Source organism: Pseudodonghicola xiamenensis DSM 18339 (genome assembly GCF_000429365.1).
GTDB lineage: Bacteria > Pseudomonadota > Alphaproteobacteria > Rhodobacterales > Rhodobacteraceae > Pseudodonghicola > Pseudodonghicola xiamenensis.
Window position 1 is genome coordinate 1 of record NZ_AUBS01000039.1, and the last position, 20,474, is coordinate 20,474.

18 protein-coding genes and 1 pseudogene are annotated in these 20,474 nt (G+C 58.5%); 17 read left to right on the forward strand and 2 right to left on the reverse strand.

What is annotated here, in order from left to right; genetic code table 11:
* The first annotated feature begins 174 nt into the window (after nt 1–174).
* The 17 genes and pseudogenes from G455_RS0119335 (at nt 175) to G455_RS0119415 (ending at nt 18,009) form a co-directional block, all read left to right on the forward strand.
* Nucleotides 175–1,274, forward strand: a protein-coding gene (locus G455_RS0119335) for an IS3 family transposase (RefSeq protein ID WP_088652433.1) whose coding sequence is annotated in 2 segments (ribosomal slippage) — nt 175–427 and nt 427–1,274 — 1,101 coding nt in all. Because the reading frame shifts where the segments join, the coding sequence is not laid out codon by codon here.
* Nucleotides 1,275–1,435: 161 nt separating this feature from the next.
* Nucleotides 1,436–1,642 (forward strand): annotated as a pseudogene (locus G455_RS27005) (transposase domain-containing protein); the annotation flags it as partial.
* 123 nt (nt 1,643–1,765) lie between these two features.
* A complete protein-coding gene (locus G455_RS0119345; RefSeq protein WP_035367056.1) occupies nt 1,766–2,977 on the forward strand; it encodes a CaiB/BaiF CoA transferase family protein in 1,212 nt (403 codons plus the stop codon).
* Nucleotides 2,974–4,140 carry an acyl-CoA dehydrogenase family protein gene (locus G455_RS0119350; protein WP_028095202.1) on the forward strand — a complete coding sequence of 389 codons (1,167 nt, stop codon included), beginning with the start codon at nt 2,974–2,976 and terminating at the stop codon, nt 4,138–4,140. The genes G455_RS0119345 and G455_RS0119350 overlap by 4 nt, the downstream gene beginning before the upstream one ends.
* A 105-nt stretch (nt 4,141–4,245) precedes the next feature.
* Nucleotides 4,246–5,100: an SDR family oxidoreductase gene (locus G455_RS0119355; protein ID WP_028095203.1), complete on the forward strand. Its 855-nt coding sequence runs from the start codon at nt 4,246–4,248 to the stop codon at nt 5,098–5,100.
* Nucleotides 5,101–5,137: 37 nt separating this feature from the next.
* Complete coding sequence (locus tag G455_RS0119360) at nt 5,138–5,944, forward strand: ABC transporter ATP-binding protein (RefSeq protein WP_028095204.1); 807 nt, start codon at nt 5,138–5,140, stop codon at nt 5,942–5,944.
* Entirely contained in the window at nt 5,937–7,856 is a 1,920-nt protein-coding gene (locus G455_RS0119365) for an AMP-dependent synthetase/ligase (RefSeq protein WP_028095205.1), read from the forward strand. Before G455_RS0119360 ends, G455_RS0119365 begins: the two co-directional genes overlap by 8 nt.
* Entirely contained in the window at nt 7,857–8,744 is an 888-nt protein-coding gene (locus G455_RS0119370) for a branched-chain amino acid ABC transporter permease (RefSeq protein ID WP_028095206.1), read from the forward strand. It abuts the gene before it with no gap.
* Between the two features lie 3 nt (nt 8,745–8,747).
* Nucleotides 8,748–9,821: a branched-chain amino acid ABC transporter permease gene (locus G455_RS0119375; RefSeq protein ID WP_028095207.1), complete on the forward strand. Its 1,074-nt coding sequence runs from the start codon at nt 8,748–8,750 to the stop codon at nt 9,819–9,821.
* A gap of 10 nt (nt 9,822–9,831) precedes the next feature.
* Complete coding sequence (locus tag G455_RS0119380) at nt 9,832–10,641, forward strand: ABC transporter ATP-binding protein (protein WP_028095208.1); 810 nt, start codon at nt 9,832–9,834, stop codon at nt 10,639–10,641.
* 33 nt (nt 10,642–10,674) lie between these two features.
* On the forward strand, nt 10,675–11,913 hold the full coding sequence (locus tag G455_RS0119385; protein WP_028095209.1) for an ABC transporter substrate-binding protein: 1,239 nt from the start codon (nt 10,675–10,677) through the stop codon (nt 11,911–11,913).
* A 107-nt stretch (nt 11,914–12,020) separates the two neighbouring features.
* A complete protein-coding gene (locus tag G455_RS0119390) occupies nt 12,021–13,271 on the forward strand; it encodes an ABC transporter substrate-binding protein (protein WP_028095210.1) in 1,251 nt (416 codons plus the stop codon).
* 78 nt (nt 13,272–13,349) lie between these two features.
* On the forward strand, nt 13,350–14,126 hold the full coding sequence (locus G455_RS0119395) for an enoyl-CoA hydratase/isomerase family protein (RefSeq protein ID WP_028095211.1): 777 nt from the start codon (nt 13,350–13,352) through the stop codon (nt 14,124–14,126).
* Between the two features lie 11 nt (nt 14,127–14,137).
* Nucleotides 14,138–14,920: an enoyl-CoA hydratase/isomerase family protein gene (locus G455_RS0119400; protein ID WP_028095212.1), complete on the forward strand. Its 783-nt coding sequence runs from the start codon at nt 14,138–14,140 to the stop codon at nt 14,918–14,920.
* Between the two features lie 42 nt (nt 14,921–14,962).
* Nucleotides 14,963–15,721 carry an electron transfer flavoprotein subunit beta/FixA family protein gene (locus tag G455_RS0119405; RefSeq protein ID WP_028095213.1) on the forward strand — a complete coding sequence of 253 codons (759 nt, stop codon included), beginning with the start codon at nt 14,963–14,965 and terminating at the stop codon, nt 15,719–15,721.
* Nucleotides 15,721–16,647, forward strand: coding sequence for an electron transfer flavoprotein subunit alpha/FixB family protein (locus G455_RS0119410; protein ID WP_028095214.1), 927 nt, complete (start codon nt 15,721–15,723; stop codon nt 16,645–16,647). The genes G455_RS0119405 and G455_RS0119410 overlap by 1 nt, the downstream gene beginning before the upstream one ends.
* A 204-nt stretch (nt 16,648–16,851) precedes the next feature.
* Nucleotides 16,852–18,009 (forward strand): acyl-CoA dehydrogenase family protein, encoded by a 1,158-nt coding sequence (locus G455_RS0119415; RefSeq protein ID WP_028095215.1) that lies wholly within the window; start codon nt 16,852–16,854, stop codon nt 18,007–18,009.
* A 21-nt stretch (nt 18,010–18,030) separates the two neighbouring features.
* On the opposite strand, the gene G455_RS0119420 is transcribed toward G455_RS0119415, so the two are convergent.
* Both G455_RS0119420 and G455_RS0119425 read right to left on the reverse strand, forming a co-directional pair.
* Nucleotides 18,031–19,197, reverse strand: coding sequence for a CaiB/BaiF CoA transferase family protein (locus G455_RS0119420; RefSeq protein WP_028095216.1), 1,167 nt, complete (start codon nt 19,195–19,197; stop codon nt 18,031–18,033).
* Nucleotides 19,198–19,230: 33 nt separating this feature from the next.
* Nucleotides 19,231–20,376, reverse strand: a complete 1,146-nt coding sequence (locus tag G455_RS0119425; RefSeq protein WP_028095217.1) for a CaiB/BaiF CoA transferase family protein — start codon at nt 20,374–20,376, stop codon at nt 19,231–19,233.
* Nucleotides 20,377–20,474: the final 98 nt, after the last annotated feature.

The following is a 20,474-nucleotide window of genomic DNA, read 5'->3' on the forward strand; positions in this document are numbered from 1 at the left end:
ACAATGACGAACGGCCACACAGCGCGATCGGGAACAAACCGCCGATCCTGCTGACGAAATCGGGAGGCGCAACCAGCCCGTCACCCCGATCATAGTGACCTGCTTCCCGCTTCCTGGACCGGATCGAGCTGGGATTTTCCAGTTTAGGATCGGGCCGGGAATCGGAGAGCTGACATGAAGAGATCGAAGTTCAGCGAGGCGCAGATCGCGTTCGTCCTGAAGCAGGCGGAAGAGGGCACGGTGATCGGCGAGGTGTGCCGGAAGGCCGGGATCAGTGAGGCGACGTTCTATGCTTGGCGGAAGAAGTATGCCGGGCTGATGCCGTCGGAGATGCGCCGGCTGCGGCAGCTTGAGGACGAGAATGGCAAGCTGAAGAAGCTGGTGGCGGACCTGAGCCTGGACAAGGCGATGCTGCAGGACGTGCTGGCAAAAAAACTGTAGGGCCTGCGCGGCGGCGCCAGCTCGTCGATGAGGTTCGGGCGACCTGGAAGGTCAGCATCCGGCGGACTTGCCAGGTGCTGCGCGCCGAGCGATCGAGCTACCACTACAAAGGCAGGCGCCGCTCGCAGGCCGCACTGATGGAACGGATCAAGGAGATCGCAGCGACACGGATACGCTACGGCTACCGGCGCATCCATGTCCTGCTGCGGCGCGAAGGCTGGGCCATAAACCAGAAGAGGGTTTATCGCCTTTACAAGGCGTTAGGCTTGCAGCTCAGGAACAAGACGCCGAAGCGACGGGTCAAGGCGAACCTGCGCGAGGACCGCTGCCCGGCAGTTCGCAGCAACGAGACCTGGGCCATGGACTTTGTTCACGACCAACTCGCGACGGGCACGAAGATCCGGGTTCTGACGATCGTCGACACCTTCAGCCGCTACGCCCCGGCAATCGTGCCCCGGTTCAGCTTCCGCGCCCCGGACGTGATTGAGGTGCTCGAACGGGTCGGCGCCGAAATCGGCCTGCCGAGGACGATCCGGGTCGACCAAGGCAGCGAGTTCGTCTCCCGCGACCTTGATCTCTGGGCCTACCAGCGGGACGTCACCCTGGACTTCTCGCGTCCCGGGAAGCCGACGGACAATGCCTTCATCGAGAGCCTGAACGGCAAGTTCCGGGCGGAGTGCTTGAGTGCCCACTGGTTCATGACCCTCGACGACGCGGCCCGAAAATGCGAGGCTTGGCGCAGAGACTACAACGAAGTTCGCCCACACAGCTCGATCGGCAACAAGCCACCGATAGAGCTCATGGATCGGTCGGTGGCAGATGGCCCTCACTGACCGCGGAATGACCGGAAGCGCCCGCCCGGGTGGTCCAGCATCGGGTAGCAGGTCAATAGCCGGAAAACTCTGCCCGCCGCTGGTCCAAAGATGGGTGTCGCTTCATTCGTGCGGAAAACTCTAAGCCAAACCGGTCCAGTTTTCGGGGATCACATCACCTGATCAGCATCGGGCGAAAGAACTGGCTTTTCGCACACTCCGACAGCGGTGGCGAAACGCTGTCCCGGGCGATGTCCCTTGTCGAGACAGCCAAGATGAACGGCCACGATCCGCAAGCCTGGCTGGCCGAAATCCTCGACCGCATCCACAATCACATGACCAACCCGCTCAACGAACCGCTTCCATGGAACTGGACGCCAATGAACTGATCCATGGTAACAACCGGGCGGCTACGTTTTCGGGGAGGTGATTACCTTTGAATCTTGAGGTCAGACTTCGCCTTTGCTAGCAATCGAACAACCATTAGAAAATTAGCAGAGTCGAAAGTGCAGATGTCTAGACCCCTTGATCAACTGAAGATTATAGAACTTGGTCACGTAATTGCCGGACCACTTGCGGCAGCTTTACTCTCGGATTTTGGTGCAGATGTCATCAAGATCGAAGCCCCCAACCGGACGGATATGATGCGCGACCTTGGACCCAAGGCAGAGGATGGGGTGGGCGTCTGGTGGAAGACTTTGGGCCGCAACAAGAAAACACTAGGCCTGGACTGGAAGTCCGACGAGGGCCGGGACATCCTGCGCAGGTTGGTTGAAGATGCCGACGTGCTGATCGAAAATTTCCGTCCGGGTGTGCTAGAACGTGCTGGTGTTGGGCCAGACGTCCTGCACGATTGGAACCCGGACTTGGTTGTCTTGCGGGTTTCAGGTTACGGACAGGACGGTCCGATGCGCGACGTGCCAGCGTTTGGACGTGCTGCGGAGGCCATGAGTGGTTTAGCACATCTGACCGGTTTTCCCGACGGGCCGCCGATGCACCCCGGGTTTCCGGCAGCCGACAGCACGACAGGGCTGATGGGCGCTTTGGGAGTCATGATCGCGCTATTTGCTCGCGAAAAGGGCATTGCACGCGGTCAGGTCGTCGATCTTGCGGTGTTCGAGGCGTTGCTTCGGTTGATGGACTATCCTGTTCCCGCATTGACGGGCGCGAAGCTCTCGCCGCGGCGCAATGGGCTGCGCCAGCCGATGGACTTTGCTCCGGGGGGGATGTTCCGAACGTCCGATGGGGTGTGGCTGACCGTTTCCGCAGGAAGCGCGGAAACCGCGCAACGACTGTTGCGGGCAGTCGGCGGGGACGCCCTTGCCGATGATCCGCGGTTTGCGACACTTGGCGAGATGTCGCAGCACATGGCGGTGGTCTTCGATGCGATCAATGATTTTGTCATGCAGCACACAGCTAAGGAAGTGGAGGCGGTATTCGCCCGCCATGATGCCGTTGCCTCGCGTGTGTTGAGTGTCGAGGAAATCACGACGAACGAGCAGATAAGCCATCGCGGGGATATCGTGTCGGTCGCTGGCGAACAGACTCAGGTCATTGGCCCGGTCCCTCATCTCAGCGCGACGCCCGGTCAGCTTCGTTGGCTGGGACGACCGCCTGGCGCAGACAGCCAAAGCATTCTGCGTGATCTTGGTTTTAACGATGAGCGGATCACGGCCCTATGTGAGGCTGGGCTCGTAAGATTGGAAGGAGGGCGCGCGCTATGACATTTCGATTGACCGCCGACCAACAAGAGATTCGCGACCAGATTCTGCGGATTTGCGGAAGGTTCGACGACGACTATTGGCTGGATCGGGATCGCAACGGTGGTTTTCCCCATGAACTGCACAGGGCAATGGCCGATGGCGGCTGGCTAGGTATCGCCATGCCAGAAGCTGTCGGCGGCGCGGGTCTGGGGATCACCGAGGCGACCATAATGATGCAGGCAATCGCCGAGTCGGGGGCCGGCGCGAGCGGAGCCTCGGCCATCCACATGAACATTTTCGGGCTCAACCCGGTGGTGAAGTTCGGGACCGATGAGCAGCGCGCGCGTATGCTTGGCCCTCTGATCGCGGGTGACGAAAAGGCGTGTTTCGCCGTGACCGAACCGACGACGGGGCTGGATACCACAAAGCTGAAGACCATGGCGGTGCGGCAGGGGGACAGATATGTCGTGCACGGACAAAAAGTCTGGATTTCTACCGCGCAGGTGGCCCACAAGATGCTGCTTCTGGCCAGGACAACGCGGCTTGAAGATGTGAGCAGCCCGACCGAAGGGCTGAGCCTGTTCTATACAGATCTCGACCGAAATTTCGTTGACGTGCGAGAGATCGAAAAGATGGGTCGAAAAGCTGTCGATTCGAATGAAGTTTTCATCGATGGGTTGCCGATTCCGGCTGAGGACCTGATCGGGGAGGAAGGCAAAGGCTTTAGACAAATTTTGCACGGGTTGAATCCCGAACGCGTCCTGGTGGCCGGCGAATGTATCGGTATTGCGCGCAACGCACTGGCGCGCGCGGCGCATTATGCAAACGAACGTGTGATTTTTGACCGCCCAATCGGCCAAAATCAGGGTGTTCAGCATCCGCTCGCCAAAGCCTGGGCGCGGGTGGAATCTGCCAATCTCATGGTGATGCACGCTGCAGCCCTCTACGATGCGGGAGAATCCTGCGGCGTCGAGGCGAACGCTGCCAAGCTTTTGGCCGCCGACGCCGCGGTCGAGGCGACCGAAGCCGCGCAAATTACATTTGGCGGATTCGGATACGCCAAGGAATATCACGTGGAGCGACTGGTACGGGAGGCTCTGCTGTTCCGCATCGTACCGGTGACACCGCAGATGCTTTTGTCGTTCATAGCAGAAAAAGCCCTTGGGCTTCCAAAGTCTTACTGATCGGAGATGACGGGCGGGGCTGGTGGGAAAAGGTGTCTTGACCATTTTTCTAACACTCGTTAGATTACTGGCAACTGCCCCTAATGGGGAATGGGAGGAGGCGTCATGAATAAGACGCAGTTTGGGTCTTCGAGGGAGGACCTATCAAAACGTGCAACCGTTTACGCAAGCGGTTTATTCACCGGCAAAATCGTTGTGGTGACCGGCGCTGGAGGCGGATTGGGGCTGGCAATTGCGACCCTGTTCGCAAGGCTCGGGGCCAATCTGGCGATCAATGGACGCAACGAAGAGAAACTGGCTTTGGCCAAGGAGTTCCTTGAAAGTTTCGGGGGCGAAGTTTTCGCTGTGCCTATGACCATCCGGGAGCCTGAGCAGGTCGAGGATTTTGTCGCCAAGACGAACCAGGAGTTCGGGGCGATTGACGTTTTGGTGAACAATGCTGGGGGTCAGTTTCCGCAAGCTGCGTTGGAGTTCAGTCCAAAGGGCTGGAATGCGGTCATAGACACCAACCTCAACGGCACCTGGTGGATGATGCAATCCGCGGCGCGCCACTGGGTTGCCAACAAGCAACCAGGCTCCATCGTCAACATCGTGGCCGATATCTGGCGCGGCATGCCCGGCATCGCGCATACCTGTGCGGCCCGGGCAGGGGTAGTTTACCTGTCCAAGTCGGTTGCGGTGGAGTGGGCCCCGCACGATATCCGAGTGAACTGCGTCGCGCCGGGTTGCTGCGAAAGCAACGGTTTCGGGAACTACCCTCCGGAGGGTTCTGCGACATTTCAGGACTCCAACCCGATGCGGCACGCCGGGGACGAATGGGATGTCGCTGAAGGGGTTGTCTATATGGCGGCCAATTCAGGGAAATTCGTAACCGGTGAAGTTCTGAACATCGACGGTGGGCAGCAATTGTGGGGGGATCCATGGCCAACGGGGCGGCCGGACTACTTCCGGATTACCTGATGTTGGCCGTGAACCTTAGGGGGACAATGAGATCTAGATGACGACAAAGATTAAAACAGCAATCGGAGCCGATGATGGGGCGATACTGGAGTGCAGCGGGGTCGAGCGACGGTTCGGCGGCATCGTCGCTGTCACCGGTGTTGACCTCGTTATTCGACAAGGGGAAATCTTTGGACTTGTCGGTCCGAATGGCAGCGGCAAGACAACGCTAACAAACGCAATTACCGGATTTTACCCGCCAAACGAGGGCAGGGTCCGGCTGGCAGGAAACGACATTACGGGTACGGCGCCTCACAAGGTTGCCAAGCTCGGCGTTGCAAGAACGTTCCAAAATCTTGCTCTGTTCAACGGGATGAGCGTTCTGGACAACATCCTGCTCGGGCGGCACATCCACATGAGCCCAGGCGTTTTGCGTACGGCGCTATATTGGTTGGCAGCACAGCGTGAAGAAATCGAGAACCGTAAAATCGTCGAGGAGGTGATCGAGTTTCTACAGCTCGAGAGCATTCGGCATGAGTTGGTCGATGGTCTTCCGATCGGGTTGAAAAAGCGGGTCGAGCTGGCGCGGGCATTGGTGGCCGAGCCACAGATGCTGATTCTCGATGAACCGATGGCCGGCATGAACCAGGAAGAGAAAGGGTATATGTCCCGTTTCATTCTGGATGCCCGTGCCGAACGCGGCGTCAGCGTTCTGCTGATCGAACATCATATGGATGTCATCACCGGCATTTGTGATCGGATGCTGGCCCTGAATTATGGTGAAATGATCGCCAGTGGCATCCCCAAGGAGGTTGTGAAGGACCCGCGGGTCATCGAGGCATATATCGGAGGGTCGCATGACTGATTTGACGAAGAAACAGTCTTCGGGCAGCGACACGATCGGCGCAATTCTGGCGCGGAACGCCTCGAAACACGGTTCGGAAATCGCGCTTCGCGAAAAAGAGCGTGGGATCTGGAAGGAAACCACATGGGCGGAATACGCCGAAGAGGTGCTGGCCTGCGCGGCCGGGCTTGAGAAAATCGGCGTAACACCGGGCAAGGCGGTGCTTATCCTGGGCGACAATCGGGCGCGGCTGTATGGTGGCATGCTGGCTGTTTCGTTGCTTGGTGCCTACGCAATGCCCGCTTATCCGGGTGCAACTCTCGAGGAACTGCGGCACTTTCTTGGCGAAGTCGAGATCGTCGCGGCCATCGCCGAAGATCAGGAACAGGTTGACAAGATCCTGGAACTGAAGGCCGCGGGCGCCGAGGGGATCGACCACATCATTTATGACGAAGCGCGGGGCCTTGGTTTCTATGAGGTCGAAGGGCTGATGTCCTGGGATCACCTGATCGAAGTCGGTCAGCACGATCTGAATGAAGCCCCCGGCCTGCGCGAAGAGCTTTACGGTCGTGCAAAACCCGAAGATCCGGCCATCTTCCTGCATTCGTCAGGGACCACGGGCGAGCCGAAAGGTATCGTTCTAAGTCACAAAAATGTTCTTGCTGCCGCTAAGAACGGACATGCGGCGGGCGCATTCGACGAAAACGAGGAAATCCTGGCCTATCTGCCGATGGCCTGGGTGGGAGACTACGCCATAACCGTTGCCGCGGCACTCCTCTGGCGTTTCACCGTGAATGTGCCTGAGCGCCAGGAAACGGTCGTGCGCGACATGCGCGAGATCGCTCCGACCTTCTATCTGGCGGCGCCGAGAAGCTGGGACCAGATGCTGACGACAATCCAGGTGGGTATCGAGAATTCGACCCCTTTCAAGAAACGGTTGTACCATTTCTTCATGGATCGGGCCATCGCAGCTGAGACACGCAAGCTGAACGGAAAAAGCGGTGGTATATTGGAGCCTTTGGGCCGACTTTTGGGCGAGGCAATCATTTTCGGACCGATCAAGGACCAGTTCGGGATGAGCCGACTCAAGAACGCGTTCACCGGCGGTGAAGCGATCGGGGAAGACACCTTTGTGTTCTACCGCGCCCTGGGGATCAAGTTGCGTCAGCTCTACGGCCAGACCGAGAACAGCGCGATCAACGCGATTCAGGCTTCGGGCGAGGTCCGTCTTCATACGGTTGGCAAACCGGTGCCTGGCGTCGAGGTCAGCATTGCCGAAGACGGTGAGATCCTGTTGCGCTCGGACAGCGTGTTCGAAGGGTATTTCAACAAACCCGAAGCGACCGCCGAAGCGCTTGAGGGCGGGTGGCTGCATACCGGCGATGCCGGCTATCTGGAAGACGACGGACACCTGGTTGTTCTGGGCCGTGTCTCCGAGGTCATGCACACCGCCGACGGTGAACGTTACGTTCCAAACTACATCGAGAACCGGTTGAAATTCAGCCCGTATATCAAGGATGCGGCCGTGATTGGCGCCGGGCTGAAGGAACTGACGGCGATGGTCTGCGTGGATTTCGAGGCCGTGGGGCACTGGGCCGAAGTGAACGGCGTACCTTACGTGTCATATGCCGATCTTTCTCAGCGTGAAGAGGTCGCGACGTTGCTTCGCGAGGCGTTCCAACGGGTCAACAAGGCCGTCACCGAGCCATTGCGCCTGCAACGCTTTGTCAGTCTGCCGAAAGAATTCGACCCGGACGATGGTGAAATCACACGGACACGAAAACTGCGGCGCAAGGTCGTTGAGGAACGCTATGCTGACGTTATCGCAGCGCTCTACGACGGTTCAAAAGAGGTCCATGTAAGTGCGCAGGTGACTTACGAGACCGGGGAAGTAGGGAAGGTCGAAAGAAACCTTCCAATCAGGGAGGTATAAATGGATTGGGTCTTTCTATCTGAGCTTGCGATCAACGGAGTCTTGACGGGTCTGCTGTACTCGCTATTCGCCATCGGCCTTGTGCTGATTTACAAGGCATCTTCGGTGCCCAATCTGGCGCAGGGCGGGTTGACCATGGTAGGGGCCTATGTGGTTCTGGCGCTGGCACGCGACGTGGGTTTACCCTTGTGGCTGGCCATCCCTCTGGCTGCGGTTGTCATGTTCGGCCTTGGGTTCGGCATTGAGCGTGTTGCTCTGCGCCGTCTCGCAGGTCGGCCGGTTGTCATGATCTTGATGCTGACACTCGGCCTCGACATTTTCCTTCGGGGTACAACGCTTGCGATCTGGGGCGGGACGTCGCGTTCGATGGAACTGGGCGTCAGCTATGATCCGCTGTTCCTGGGCGACATCTTCATCAGCCGCATCCATCTGGTTGGTGCCGGTGTTGCGCTCGCCTTGTTTGTCGCATTCATGCTGTTTTTCCGAACCCGGACCGGGATCAAGTTGCGGGCGATCGCGGATGATTACATGGCTTCGTGGTCGGTAGGTATCTCGGTTGAGCGCGGCGTTGGGTTGTCCTGGGCATTGGCATCCGTTGTTGCCGTCGCCGCTGGCGTCATCTGGGGTGAGATTCAGGGTGTCGATCAGGCGCTGTCGCTGTTGCTTCTCAAAGGACTGACGGTTGCCGTTCTCGGTGGTCTCGACAGTATCCTTGGCGCCGTGATCGCAGGCATCATCCTAGGTGTCGTCGAAAACGTTGGCGCTGATTTCCTCGATCCGCTTGTCGGAGGCGGAAGCCGTGAGCTTATCGTCGCTGCCGTGCTCATTCTTACCGTCATGATCCGTCCGCACGGGCTGTTCGGTCGTCACGACATCGAAAGGGTGTAAGGCATGTTTTACAGACTTTCTGGCGTCCATCACGCCAACTACGTTTCGGATAGCCGAATCTTCAAGGTGCCTGCTGACCGGAATCTGACAGCATTCATCTTCTTGATTGGCCTTGCCGCGCCATTCATCATCCCGTCGCTTTATCTGAACAGCTACATGCTTCCCTGGCTGATCTGGACGGCCGCCGCGCTTGGATTGAATCTGGTGACAGGTTGGGCAGGCCAACTTCACTTGGGTTATGCTGCGGTCATGGCCGTCGGAGCGTATTCGTCGATCCATGCCGCGCGTTTCGGGGTGCCGTGGGAATTCGCCCTTATCATCGGCGGATTGACGTCATCCGTAATCGGCAGCCTGTTTGCTTTTGCCGCTTTGCGGGTCAAGGGACTGTATCTCGCCCTTACCACTCTTGCGATGCAATTCGTGATGGACTGGGTTCTGACCCACTCTCCGGCGATCTCGGGGGGCTCACACGCGTCGCTCCAGTCACCGACATTGGCGCTGCTCGGGCAAGAGATTACCACTGATACTGGCTTCTACTATGTCGCCTTCGGCTGGTGTGTGTTGGTGACGATCTTCATGCTTAATCTCAAGCGTACTGGACTCGGTCGCGCCTTGGTCGCTGTCCGGGAAAAAGACTTTGCGGCCGCGATCCTGGGTGTGAACAGTTTCTACTACAAAATCCTCGCATTCGCGACTTCTTCGTTCATCGCAGGCGTCAGCGGTGCGTTGCTTGTTGCCACCTTTTTCTTTCTCGCCGCACCCGAGCAATTCTCGGTTGCCGTTTCGATCCAGGTTCTTGCGATGGTGATTGTTGGCGGCCTTGGCAGCATTATCGGTTCCTATTTCGGTGTTGCCCTGATCCTTCTTGTTCCGGGTATCGTGAATGGTCTCGTCGTCACGCTGAGTGACGGGCTTGGCATGCAGATCGATGTTGAAACACTCGCTCACATCCCGAACGCAGTCTATGGCGCACTGATCGTCATTATCCTTCTGATCGAACCACTCGGTTTGGGAAAACTCTACGGCAACATCAGAGACTATCTGATGGTCTGGCCCTTCGATCAGTTCAAGAAATAGGGGAATGCCGATGCAAGAAAAAGTTGAAGCCCAGAACATTCTATCCATGAACAGCGTCGAAGTACTGTACGACAATGTAATACTGGCGATCAAAGGTGTTTCGGTCCAAGTCCCAAAGGGCGAGATGATCGCACTCTTGGGATCGAACGGCGCTGGAAAAAGTACCACGTTGAAAGCGATCAGCGGTCTTTTGAAGGCCGAGCGCGGACGCATCAGCCGAGGTGAGATAACGTTCCAGGGAACGGACATTACCGAAGCGCCCGCGCAAAAACGCGTCGAGATGGGCATCTGTCATGTCATCGAAGGGCGGCGGGTCTTTGAACATCTGACCCCCGACGAGAACCTGACCGCCGCCGCGCCGCGCGGAATGTCCCGATCGACGCTGAATGCGGAAAAGGACAAGATTTACGCCTATTTTCCACGGCTTGTCGAACGCAAAAATTCGCAAGCAGGCTATTTGTCGGGTGGTGAGCAACAGATGCTTGCCATTGGGCGGGCCCTCGTGACCCAGCCGAAGCTTTTGATGCTTGATGAACCAAGTCTCGGGCTTGCTCCGTTCCTGGTCGAGGAAATCTTCGGCATCCTGCAAAAGATCAATAAGGATGAGGGCCTGTCCGTCCTGCTGGTGGAACAGAACGCCCTGGCAGCTCTGGAGATCGTTTCGCAAGGGTATCTTATCGAAAACGGCCGCGTCGTTATGCACGGCACGGCCGAGGCGCTCAAATCCAACTCCGACATTCAGGAGTTCTATCTAGGCGGCGGAGAGACCGATTTTCACAACGTCAAGCACTACAGCCGACGCAAACGTTGGCTGAGCTAACGTACTATTCGAAAACTGTTCAGGGAGGAAAAAATGAAGAAACTTACCAAAGCGCTGGCAGTATTTTCAATGGTTGGCGGGGCGCTGTTCGGCACCCAGGCGCTGGCCGAGCCATTCAAGATCGGCATCTGCTACGATCTCAGCAAGGCCTATACCTTTGCCACGCCGCAGGTTTCACAGGCCGCGATGGACCTTGCCAAACTCATCAACATGAAGGGCGGCATCGGTGGGGAACCGGTCGAAGTCATCGTGCGTGACCACGGGAACGAACCGCAGCGCGGAATCGAGTGCTACTCGAAACTCAGCCGCGAGGGCGTCTTTGTTTTCGATACCCTGTCCACTCCGGTGTCTCTGGCTATCCTGCCGCGGGCCATGGAAGACGGGCGTATCCTGATGCAGTCGCTTGTCGGGCGCGGCGATGCCGTTGATGGCACCGTCTTCGATTGGGTCTATCCGATCGGGCCGACCTATTGGGGACAGGCCGCCAACGATGTCGCCTACATCAAGCAATTGCATGACGGCGATCTGTCAGATGTGAAGGTCGGGTTTGTGTATTTCGATTATCCCTTCGGGCAGGAGCCGATCGAGATCCTGGAAACCCTGTCCGAGAAAGAGGGTTTCGAGCTTGAACTGTACCCCGTGCCACTGCCTGGCAGCGACCAGGCCGGTGTGTGGTCCAAGGTGCGCCGGGACAACCCAGATCATGTGATTGTCTGGATGCTGGGCGGTGCCCATGTGGTTGCCTCGAAAGAGATGCAGCGCAATCGCATTCCGATGGACAAATACATCTCCGTCAACTGGCTGAACGAAGTCGATATCGCCAACATCGGTAAAGAGGCCGCCAAAGGTATCAAGCGCGGGACCAATGTCGTGGGCGGTCAGGATATTGCCCTGTATCAGGAAATCATGGCCGAGCTTTATGACAAGGGCGAGGGATCCGGTCCGATCGAGAACACGCAGGACGTTTTCTACAACACCGGGCTGGCCATGTATTCGATCATGTTCGAAGCCGCGCGCAAGGCGGCGGAAGCCGAGGGGCTGCCGATCACTCCGACATCCTACAAGGCCGGACTGGAGTCGCTTGAGGGATTCGACGCGAACGGGCTGATGGCCCCCATTACGGTGACGGCCGAAGATCATGGCGGCGGTGGCAAGACCCGGATCGAGATGTGGGACGGGGAGACTTGGGTGCCGCAAACCGACTGGATCTCTGAGTACACGGACGTCGTGTGGGACGTGGTGAAAGAAAGTTCCTCACAATACGAGCAGTGAAAGACTGGTAGCAGGAAGGGCGACGTTACGCGGGGCGGCAGCGGCGTTTGCAAAGCGGTATCACCGCCCCAAACCAAACCAAACCAAACCAACGGGAGTGAGAGAACATGAAAGTCAAACAGCACATAAAGGCGGTGGCACTGACTGCCGCGCTGGCAGCAAGCGCGACTGTGGCCGCAGCGCAGGACAAGGAGCCGATCCGCTTCGGACTCTGCTTCGACCTTAGCAAATCCTACACTTTCGTTTCGCCGCAGGTGGCCCAGGCCGCCCAGGATCTGGCGATGTACACCAATGAAAATGGCGGTATCGAAGGGCATCCGGTAGAAATCATCGTTCGCGATCACGGCAACGAACCGCAGCGCGGTGTGGAATGCTACGAGCAGCTCAAGCGCGAAGGCGTGTTCCTTTTCTACATGCTCTCGACGCCGGTCACGAACGCGGTTCTGCCGCGTGCCATGAAGGACGGCAACGTTCTGATGCAGTCCTTCGTTGGCCGTGGCGATGCAGTTGACGGGGAAGTGTTCAAATGGGTTTTCCCGGTCGGTCCGACGTACTGGCAGCAGGCGGCAAATGACGTTGCCTTCATCAAGGGCCAGATGGGCGGTGACCTGAGCAAGGCGAAGATCGGGTTCATCTATCTGGATTATCCCTTTGGCCAGGAACCGATCGAGATCCTGAAAACGCTTTCCGAAAAGGAAGGGTTTGAACTGGAGCTTTATCCCGTGCCGCTTCCCGGTTCGGATCAGGCCGGTGCCTGGAGCAAGATCCGCCGTGATAAGCCAGATTACGTGATCAGCTGGCTTCTGGCTGGCGGGCATGTGGTTGCCTCGAAGGAAATGCGCCGCAACCGGTTCCCGATCGACCGTTACCTGTCGGTCAACTGGCTCAACGAGGTCGATATCGCCAACATTGGCGCACAAGAGGCAAAAGGCATTTTGCGCGGAACCAACGTGGCCGGTGGCCAGGAAGTTCCGATCGTCAAGACGATGCTGGAAACCTACTATGCCAATGGCAAGGGCAGCGGACCCGAGAATCTGGTGCGAGACGTGTACTATAACATGGGTATGGCGATTTATTCGGTCGGTTTTGAAGCCGCGCGTATCGCGATTGCCGAAAACGGTTGGCCGATCACACCGGAAAGCATGAAGAATGCCTATGAATCGATCGAGAACTTCGATGGAAACGGCACCATGGCCCCGGTTACAGTGACCGACAAAGATCATGGTGGTGGTGGCAAGACTCGGGTCGAGCAGTGGAATGGCGAAACCTGGGTTCCGCAGACCGACTGGAGCGCCGACTATCTCGACGTTGTGTGGGATGTCATCAAGCGCAGCTCCGCGACTTTCAAAGTCGAGTAGGACACAGCTTCCCCGCGGTAAACATATCGCGGGGAAGCTTTACGCACCCAAGTTGTTCAGAGAAACGAAGCAGGTATCATGAGTCCCATTAACGTGAAGATTGAAGATGGCATTGCGACCGTCTGTATCAACCGGCCAGAACGCAAGAACGCGCTTTCTGTGGCGGCGACGAACGGGCTGACCGACGCCTGGGAGAAGATCGAGGCGGACGACAGCGTTCGCGTGGCCATTCTGACGTCGGCCGATTGCGGCGTTTTCAGCGCCGGATTGGATCTGAAGGAAGCCACACAAATCGCACGCGACGAGGGCGTCGATATTCTGACCAAGATGCGCGACCCGTTTCACGAGACCATGCGCGCCTGCAAAAAACCGATCATCGCGGCGATGACGGGGTCGCTGATGGCGGGCGGAATGATGCTGACGCTGAATTGCGATCTGAGGGTCGGTCTCAAGGGAACCAAGGTCGGCATTACCGAAGTAAAGATCGGTCGTGGATCGCCTTGGGCATCGCCAGCATTGTACATGCTGCCGCAGCCCATCCTTATGGAAATTGTTCTGACCGGCGATTTGATGCCGATCGAGCGCCTGCACGAATACGGGTTCACCAACTATATCGAAGACACTCCCGATGCTGTCCGCGCACGGGCCTTCGACCTTGCCAAACGCATTGCCAGCGCGGCCCCGCTTTCGGTGATTGCGGCCAAAGGCGGCGTTCGCGCGACCATGGACCTGGGCTGTGCGGGTGGCCTGAAAGAGGGCAAGCGCCTGCACGAGGTGGTTTACGCCAGCAACGACGCGATTGAAGGCCCAAAGGCCTTTGCTGAAAAGCGAGCACCCGTCTGGACCGGGACCTGATGGAGACTTGAATGACTGAGCTTATTCGCCTGGACAGGGAAGGCCCTGTCGGAATCCTGCGTTTTCTTCAGCCGACAAAACGCAACCCTTACAGCATCGGGTTCGTCGAAGAACTGGTGGCGCTCCTGCGCGAAGCCGAACGGGACGCTACGATCCGTGCCGTTGTCATGACCGGCGGCGATCATTTCAGCAGCGGCGGCGATCTTGTCGGGTTTCAGTCCGAGATCGCCAAAGGCGCGCGGGCGACGTCGGAAATGGTGGACCTGGTTCACGATGGCGGACGCGCGGCCTATCTGTTTCGCAAACCTCTGATTTCCGCGGTATGCGGCGTGGCTTTTGGCGCGGGCCTCAGCCTGGCCTTGTCGGCGGACATTGTCGTTGCCGCCGAAGATGCCCGGCTGTGCGAAGTATTTGCACGCGTCGGCGGTTGTCCCGACACGGGATCAAGCTGGCTGCTTCAGCAGCGCGCCGGTGCGGGCGTGGCCCGGATGCTTGTGCTCACGGGCCGTGAAATCGACGGGCGCACCGCTAGGGACCTGCGCGTTGTCGAAGAATGTGTGCCGGCCAACCAGGTCGAAGTACGGGCGTTGGAAATTGCCCGCGAGATTGCAACGCACCCGATGTTTGGCGTTCAGACCGCCAAGCGTGTGATGCGCGCCGCAGCCGAGTGCAGCTATCTCGAGGCGCTGGATATCGAGCGCGATGCCCAAAGCGTTTTGCTGTGCGCGCATGACTTTCCCGAAGCGATGAAAGCGTTTTCGGAAAAAAGAACTCCAGAATTCAAAGACCGTTAGCTCGGTTGAAACCTTATCGCAAAACTCAAGGAGACCACGCCAATGAAGGTACTCGTGCCCGTGAAACGGGTGATCGACTACAACGTGAAGGTCCGCGTCAAGGCGGATGGCAGCGGTGTCGATCTCGCCAACGTTAAGATGTCGATGAACCCGTTCGACGAAATCGCCGTCGAAGAGGCGATCCGCCTAAAAGAGGCCGGCAAGGCCGAAGAGGTCGTCGCGGTATCCATCGGCGTCAAACAGGCGCAGGAAACCCTGCGCACCGCACTGGCCATGGGCGCCGACCGCGCCATCCTGGTCGTCGCAGCGGATGACGTGCACCAGGATATCGAGCCGCTGGCAGTGGCCAAGATCCTTGCCAAGGTCGTGGAAGAGGAACAGCCCGGTCTGGTTCTCTGCGGCAAGCAGGCGATCGACAACGACATGAATGCCACCGGCCAGATGCTGTCGGCGATCCTCGGTTGGAGCCAGGCGACCTTTGCCTCGGAAGTGGGCATCGATGGCGACAGCGCCGTCGTCACCCGCGAGGTCGATGGCGGCCTGCAGACCATCAAGGTCAAGATGCCGACCGTCGTTTCCGTCGACCTGCGCCTGAACGAACCGCGCTATGCGTCGCTGCCCAACATCATGAAGGCCAAGAAAAAGCCGCTGGATGAAAAGACGGCCGCCGACTATGGCGTCGACGTCACCCCGCGCCTGACCGTGGTCAAGACGTCCGCGCCGGCCGAACGCGCCGCCGGTGAAATGGTTGGCTCGGTCGACGAGCTGGTTGCTAAACTCAAGGAAAAGGGGGCGGTGTGATGGCTGTTCTTCTTCTTGCCGAAGTCAACAATGGTGTACTATCGATGGACGCGACCGCAAAGGCGGTCACCGCGTCCAAGGCCCTGGGCGACGTGACGGTTCTGTGCGCCGGCGCGTCTGCCGCCGACGCCGCGAAAGAAGCCGCGACAATCGACGGCGCGGCCAAGGTGCTGGTCGCCGAAGACCCCGCGCTGGGTCATCGCCTGGCGGAATCGACCGCCGACCTGATCGTGTCGCTGGCAGGCGACTACGATCACATCGTGGCACCCGCCACCACCGACGCCAAGAACGTGCTGCCCCGCGTGGCCGCGCTGCTGGACGTGATGATGCTGACCGATGTCTCCGGCGTGGTCGATGCCGACACGTTCGAGCGCCCGATCTATGCAGGTAACGCGATCCAGACGGTGAAATCGGGCGACGCAAAAAAGGTCGTGTCCTTCCGCACCGCCAGCTTCGACGCGGCCGGCACCGGTGGCTCGGCCGCCGTGGAAACCGTGGGCGGCGCATCCGTTTCGGGCCTGTCGGAATGGGTCGAAGACAAGGTCGCCGAAAGCGACCGTCCCGAACTGACCTCGGCCGGTATCGTGGTTTCGGGCGGCCGTGGCGTCGGCTCGGAAGACAATTTTGCGCTGATCGAGAAACTGGCCGACAAGCTGGGCGCCGCCGTTGGCGCATCCCGCGCCGCCGTCGACTCGGGCTTTGCACCGAACGACTGGCAGGTCGGCCAGACCGGCAAGGTGGTCGCGCCTGACCTGTATATCGCCGTCGGCATCTCGGGTGCGATTCAGCACCTTGCGGGCATGAAGGACAGCAAGATCATCGTCGCGATCAACAAGGACGAAGAGGCCCCGATCTTCCAGGTTGCCGATTACGGTCTGGTCGCCGACCTGTTCGAGGCCGTGCCCGAACTGACCGACAAGCTGTAAGCCATTGCAAAAAAGTATAAAAAGGCCCGCCTGTTTTGTCGAGCCTTTTTATACGAGCCGAATGGGCGGCGTGTTGATTGGATAAATCCGGATGCGCACGGTCCGAAGCCGTGTGACGCCCCGTCAGAACGGCTCGGGTTCATTGTGAGAAAAAAACACTTGTTAGATTTTTTCAATGCAAGCATGACTCGATAGGAATAAAACATGTCTCTGATCAAGAACTCCCCGAGTTGGGCAGTGGATGAACACAAGATGTTCGCCGATAGTACACGCAGGCTTTTCGATGCAGAGATGGCTCCGAAGATTGAAAAATGGGCGGAGCAGGGAATTGTTGACCGCGACTTCTGGAAAACAGTCGGTCAGCAGGGTGTCATGGGTGGCTCGATTGCCGAAGAATATGGTGGGTTCGGTGGCGGCATCGGGTTCGACGCGATTACCGTCTACGAGCAGGGGCGCACCGGTGATACGGGTTGGGGCTATGGGATCCAGTCCATCGTAATCCATTATCTCAACGCATATGGCAGTGAGGAACAGAAGAAAAAGTGGTTGCCGAAACTGGTCAGCGGCGACAGCGTTGCGGCGATTGCCATGACCGAGCCTGGAACGGGCTCTGACCTCCAGAACGTACAAACCTATGCGGAAAAGGATGGCAACCACTACAAGATCAACGGTTCGAAGATCTTTATCACAAACGGGCACACGGCGGATCTCGTTGTTATCGTGGCAAAGACCGACCGCAACGCCGGCGCTAAGGGCGTTTCGTTGATCGTTCTGGAAACCGAGGGCGCCGAGGGCTTTCGCCGGGGACGGAACCTGAAGAAACTGGGTATGAAAGGTTCGGATACTGCTGAGCTGTTCTTCGAGGATGTGCGCGTGCCTACGGCGAACCTGCTTGGTCCGGAAGAGGGGCAGGGGTTCTACCAGCTGATGAAGCAGCTGCCTTGGGAGCGGCTGATGATCGGCATTACCGCCCTCGGTTTTATTGATTTTGCGATCGATGAAACGGTGAAATATGTTCAGGACCGCAAGGCATTTGGAAGCCGGATCATGGACTTCCAGAATACACGCTTCAAACTGGCGGAATGCAAAACCAAGGCCGAATTGCTACGTTCCTTCGTAAATGACGGGCTCGCGCGTCTTGAAGCGGGCGAACTTGATGCGGCCACGGCTTCGATGGCGAAGTGGTGGGGCAGCCAGACGCAGAACGAGGTCATGCATGAATGCCTGCAACTGCACGGCGGTTACGGTTTCATGATGGAATACCCCATCGCGCGTCTTTATGCCGACAGCCGGGTCCAGATGATCTATGGCGGCACCAACGAGATCATGAAGGAACTGATCGCGCGTTCGCTGGATGTTTGATCCGTCTGGTGCCGGGTGGGGCTATTCCCTACCCGGCACCAGAATCTCGTCGCTGTGTTCCCCAAGTCGCGGGGCCGGGCGATGATCATGCCGCGCCGGTGTTGCCGAGAATCGTATCGGCGGGCGTGTCGTCCAGATCGGTCCTTCGGATGGGTGATCAATCCGTTGGAAGAAGCCGGTCGCGGCAAGATGGGGATCGTTCGGCAAATCTGACAGGTTGCGCACCGGCATGGCGGGTATATCTGCCTGCTCCATCAGGGCAAGCCAGTCATCCGTGGTCCGGGTCAGCGCAATCTGCGCCACCATATCGTATACCGCGCCGATGTTGCGGCTTCGGGCATCCATGTCAGTGACCCAGACATGGTCGATCATGTCGTCGCGCCCGACCGCCTGAAAGAACCGCGCCCATTGCACGTTGGTGTAGGGCAGAATGGTGATATAGCCATCTACCGTCTGAACCGGACGCCTGTGCGGAACCAGCATGCGGGCATAGCCGAAATCCTGCGGAGTCTCCTCGAAGGTGGCGCCATCCATGTGTTCGGCCAACAGGAAGGCGGCCAGCGTCTCAAACATCGGAACTTCGACATGCTGGGCCTCTCCCGTACGCTCGCGGTGGAACAGTGCACCCATCACGGCATAGGCAGCGGTGACCCCGCCAAGCTTGTCGGCGAGAATTGTCGGGGCATAAGAGGGCGGTGCCTCGGGGTCGCGAAGGGTCGCCAGGCTGGCCAATCCCGACACCGACTGAACGGAATCGTCGAACGCAGGCTTGGCGGCATAGGGTCCGTCCTGCCCGAAACCGGTAGCGGATACCGTGATCAGGTTCGGGTTTTCCTGGCGTAGGGTTTCGGGATCCAAAGACAATCTGGCAAGCGCCGCAGGCCGGATGCTCGAAATCATCACATCGGCATCGATGAGCAGTTTGCGCAACTGATCGCGACCGGTTTGTGTTTTGAGGTCGAGTACGACACTGCGCTTGTTACGGTTGGTCCCCAGAAAAGCGGCCCCCATCAGCTTGTTGCGCGATGGCTGGACCTGGCGAAGAAGATCGCCCTCGGGGCCTTCCACCTTGATCACATCGGCCCCCAGATCGCCCAGCATCTGCGTCGCCAAAGGTCCGAAAACTACAGAAGTCAGATCGACGATCTTCACGCCTTGAAGGATCGCCGGTTTGTTCTCAGCGGTCATTTGGTTGTCCACCGTTTTAGTTGTCCACCGTTTTCATGAAAGGGGCCCGAATTCGGCGCGTATGGCTTCACCTTCCGCATCGAAGGCCGGGCAGGGGCCCAGTGCCGTTTCGCCGAGGCTGCGCCGGATCGGGGGTGTCGGGACTTTGATCTCGCCCGAGGGTGTGCTTATCACGGATCGGTCAAGCTGCGGGTGATCGGACAGGTCCGCCACGTCGTTCACCGCGCCGGAGGCAATGCCCGCAGCGTCAAGGCGCTTCAGCATCTCGGTGCGATCATGCGAGGCGAACACGGCCTTGATGAGCTCTTCGAGCGCGGGTTTGTTGTTGATGCGCGATGTGTTGTCGTGAAAACGGGGGTCGGTCGCCAGCGCCGCGTCGCCCAGTATGTGTTCACAGAACCGTTGCCATTCGCCGTTGTGTTGCACGGTAATGACGACAAGCTGGCCGTCTTTGCACTGATAGGCCCCGTAGGGACAGATGACCGTGTGGTTCAGCCCGACACGCGGTGTAGGCTTGCCAAGGTAATCGTGATACAGCAGCGGTACCGACATCCAGTCGGCCATCACATCGAACATTGCTACGGAAACGCCGCTGCCCTTGCCGGTGCGATCACGCCCGACAAGTGCTTCGCAGATTCCTGCATGGGCTGTCATACCGGTGGCGATATCGCAGACCGACACGCCCACCCGTCCCGGTCCGTCGGGCGTACCGGTCACTGATGCCAGACCGCTTTCGCATTGCACAAGAAGGTCGTAGGCCTTGGCGTTGCGCATCGGGCCGTCTTCGCCATATCCGGTGATGTCGCAGGTCACCAGGCGCGGGAACCTCTTTCGCAGACTTGTGGAATCGAGCCCGAGCTTGGCCAGCGCGCCCGGCAGCAGGTTCTGAATAAACACATCTGCGTTTTCCAGCATCCTGAGCAGGATTTCACGGTCTTCGTCGGCTTTAATGTCCAAGGCGACCGATTCTTTGCCTCGGTTCAGCCATGTGAAATAGGCGCTTTCACCGTTGGCGGCGGTATCGTAGGCGCGGGCGAAATCACCTGCGCCCTTGCGTTCGATCTTGATCACGCGTGCGCCGGCGTCGGCCAGCCGCGAGGAGCAAAAAGGCGCGGCGACTGCCTGTTCCAGCGCAACGACGAGTTTGCCGGAAAGGGGGGCTAAGTCTGAACCTGACATGAGTTTCTCTCAATTGATCCTGAAAGGTTGACTAAATCTAACAATTGTTAGAATGATTATCAATACGCTTAAACAAAGACTGGGTCGCTTGAAGGAGA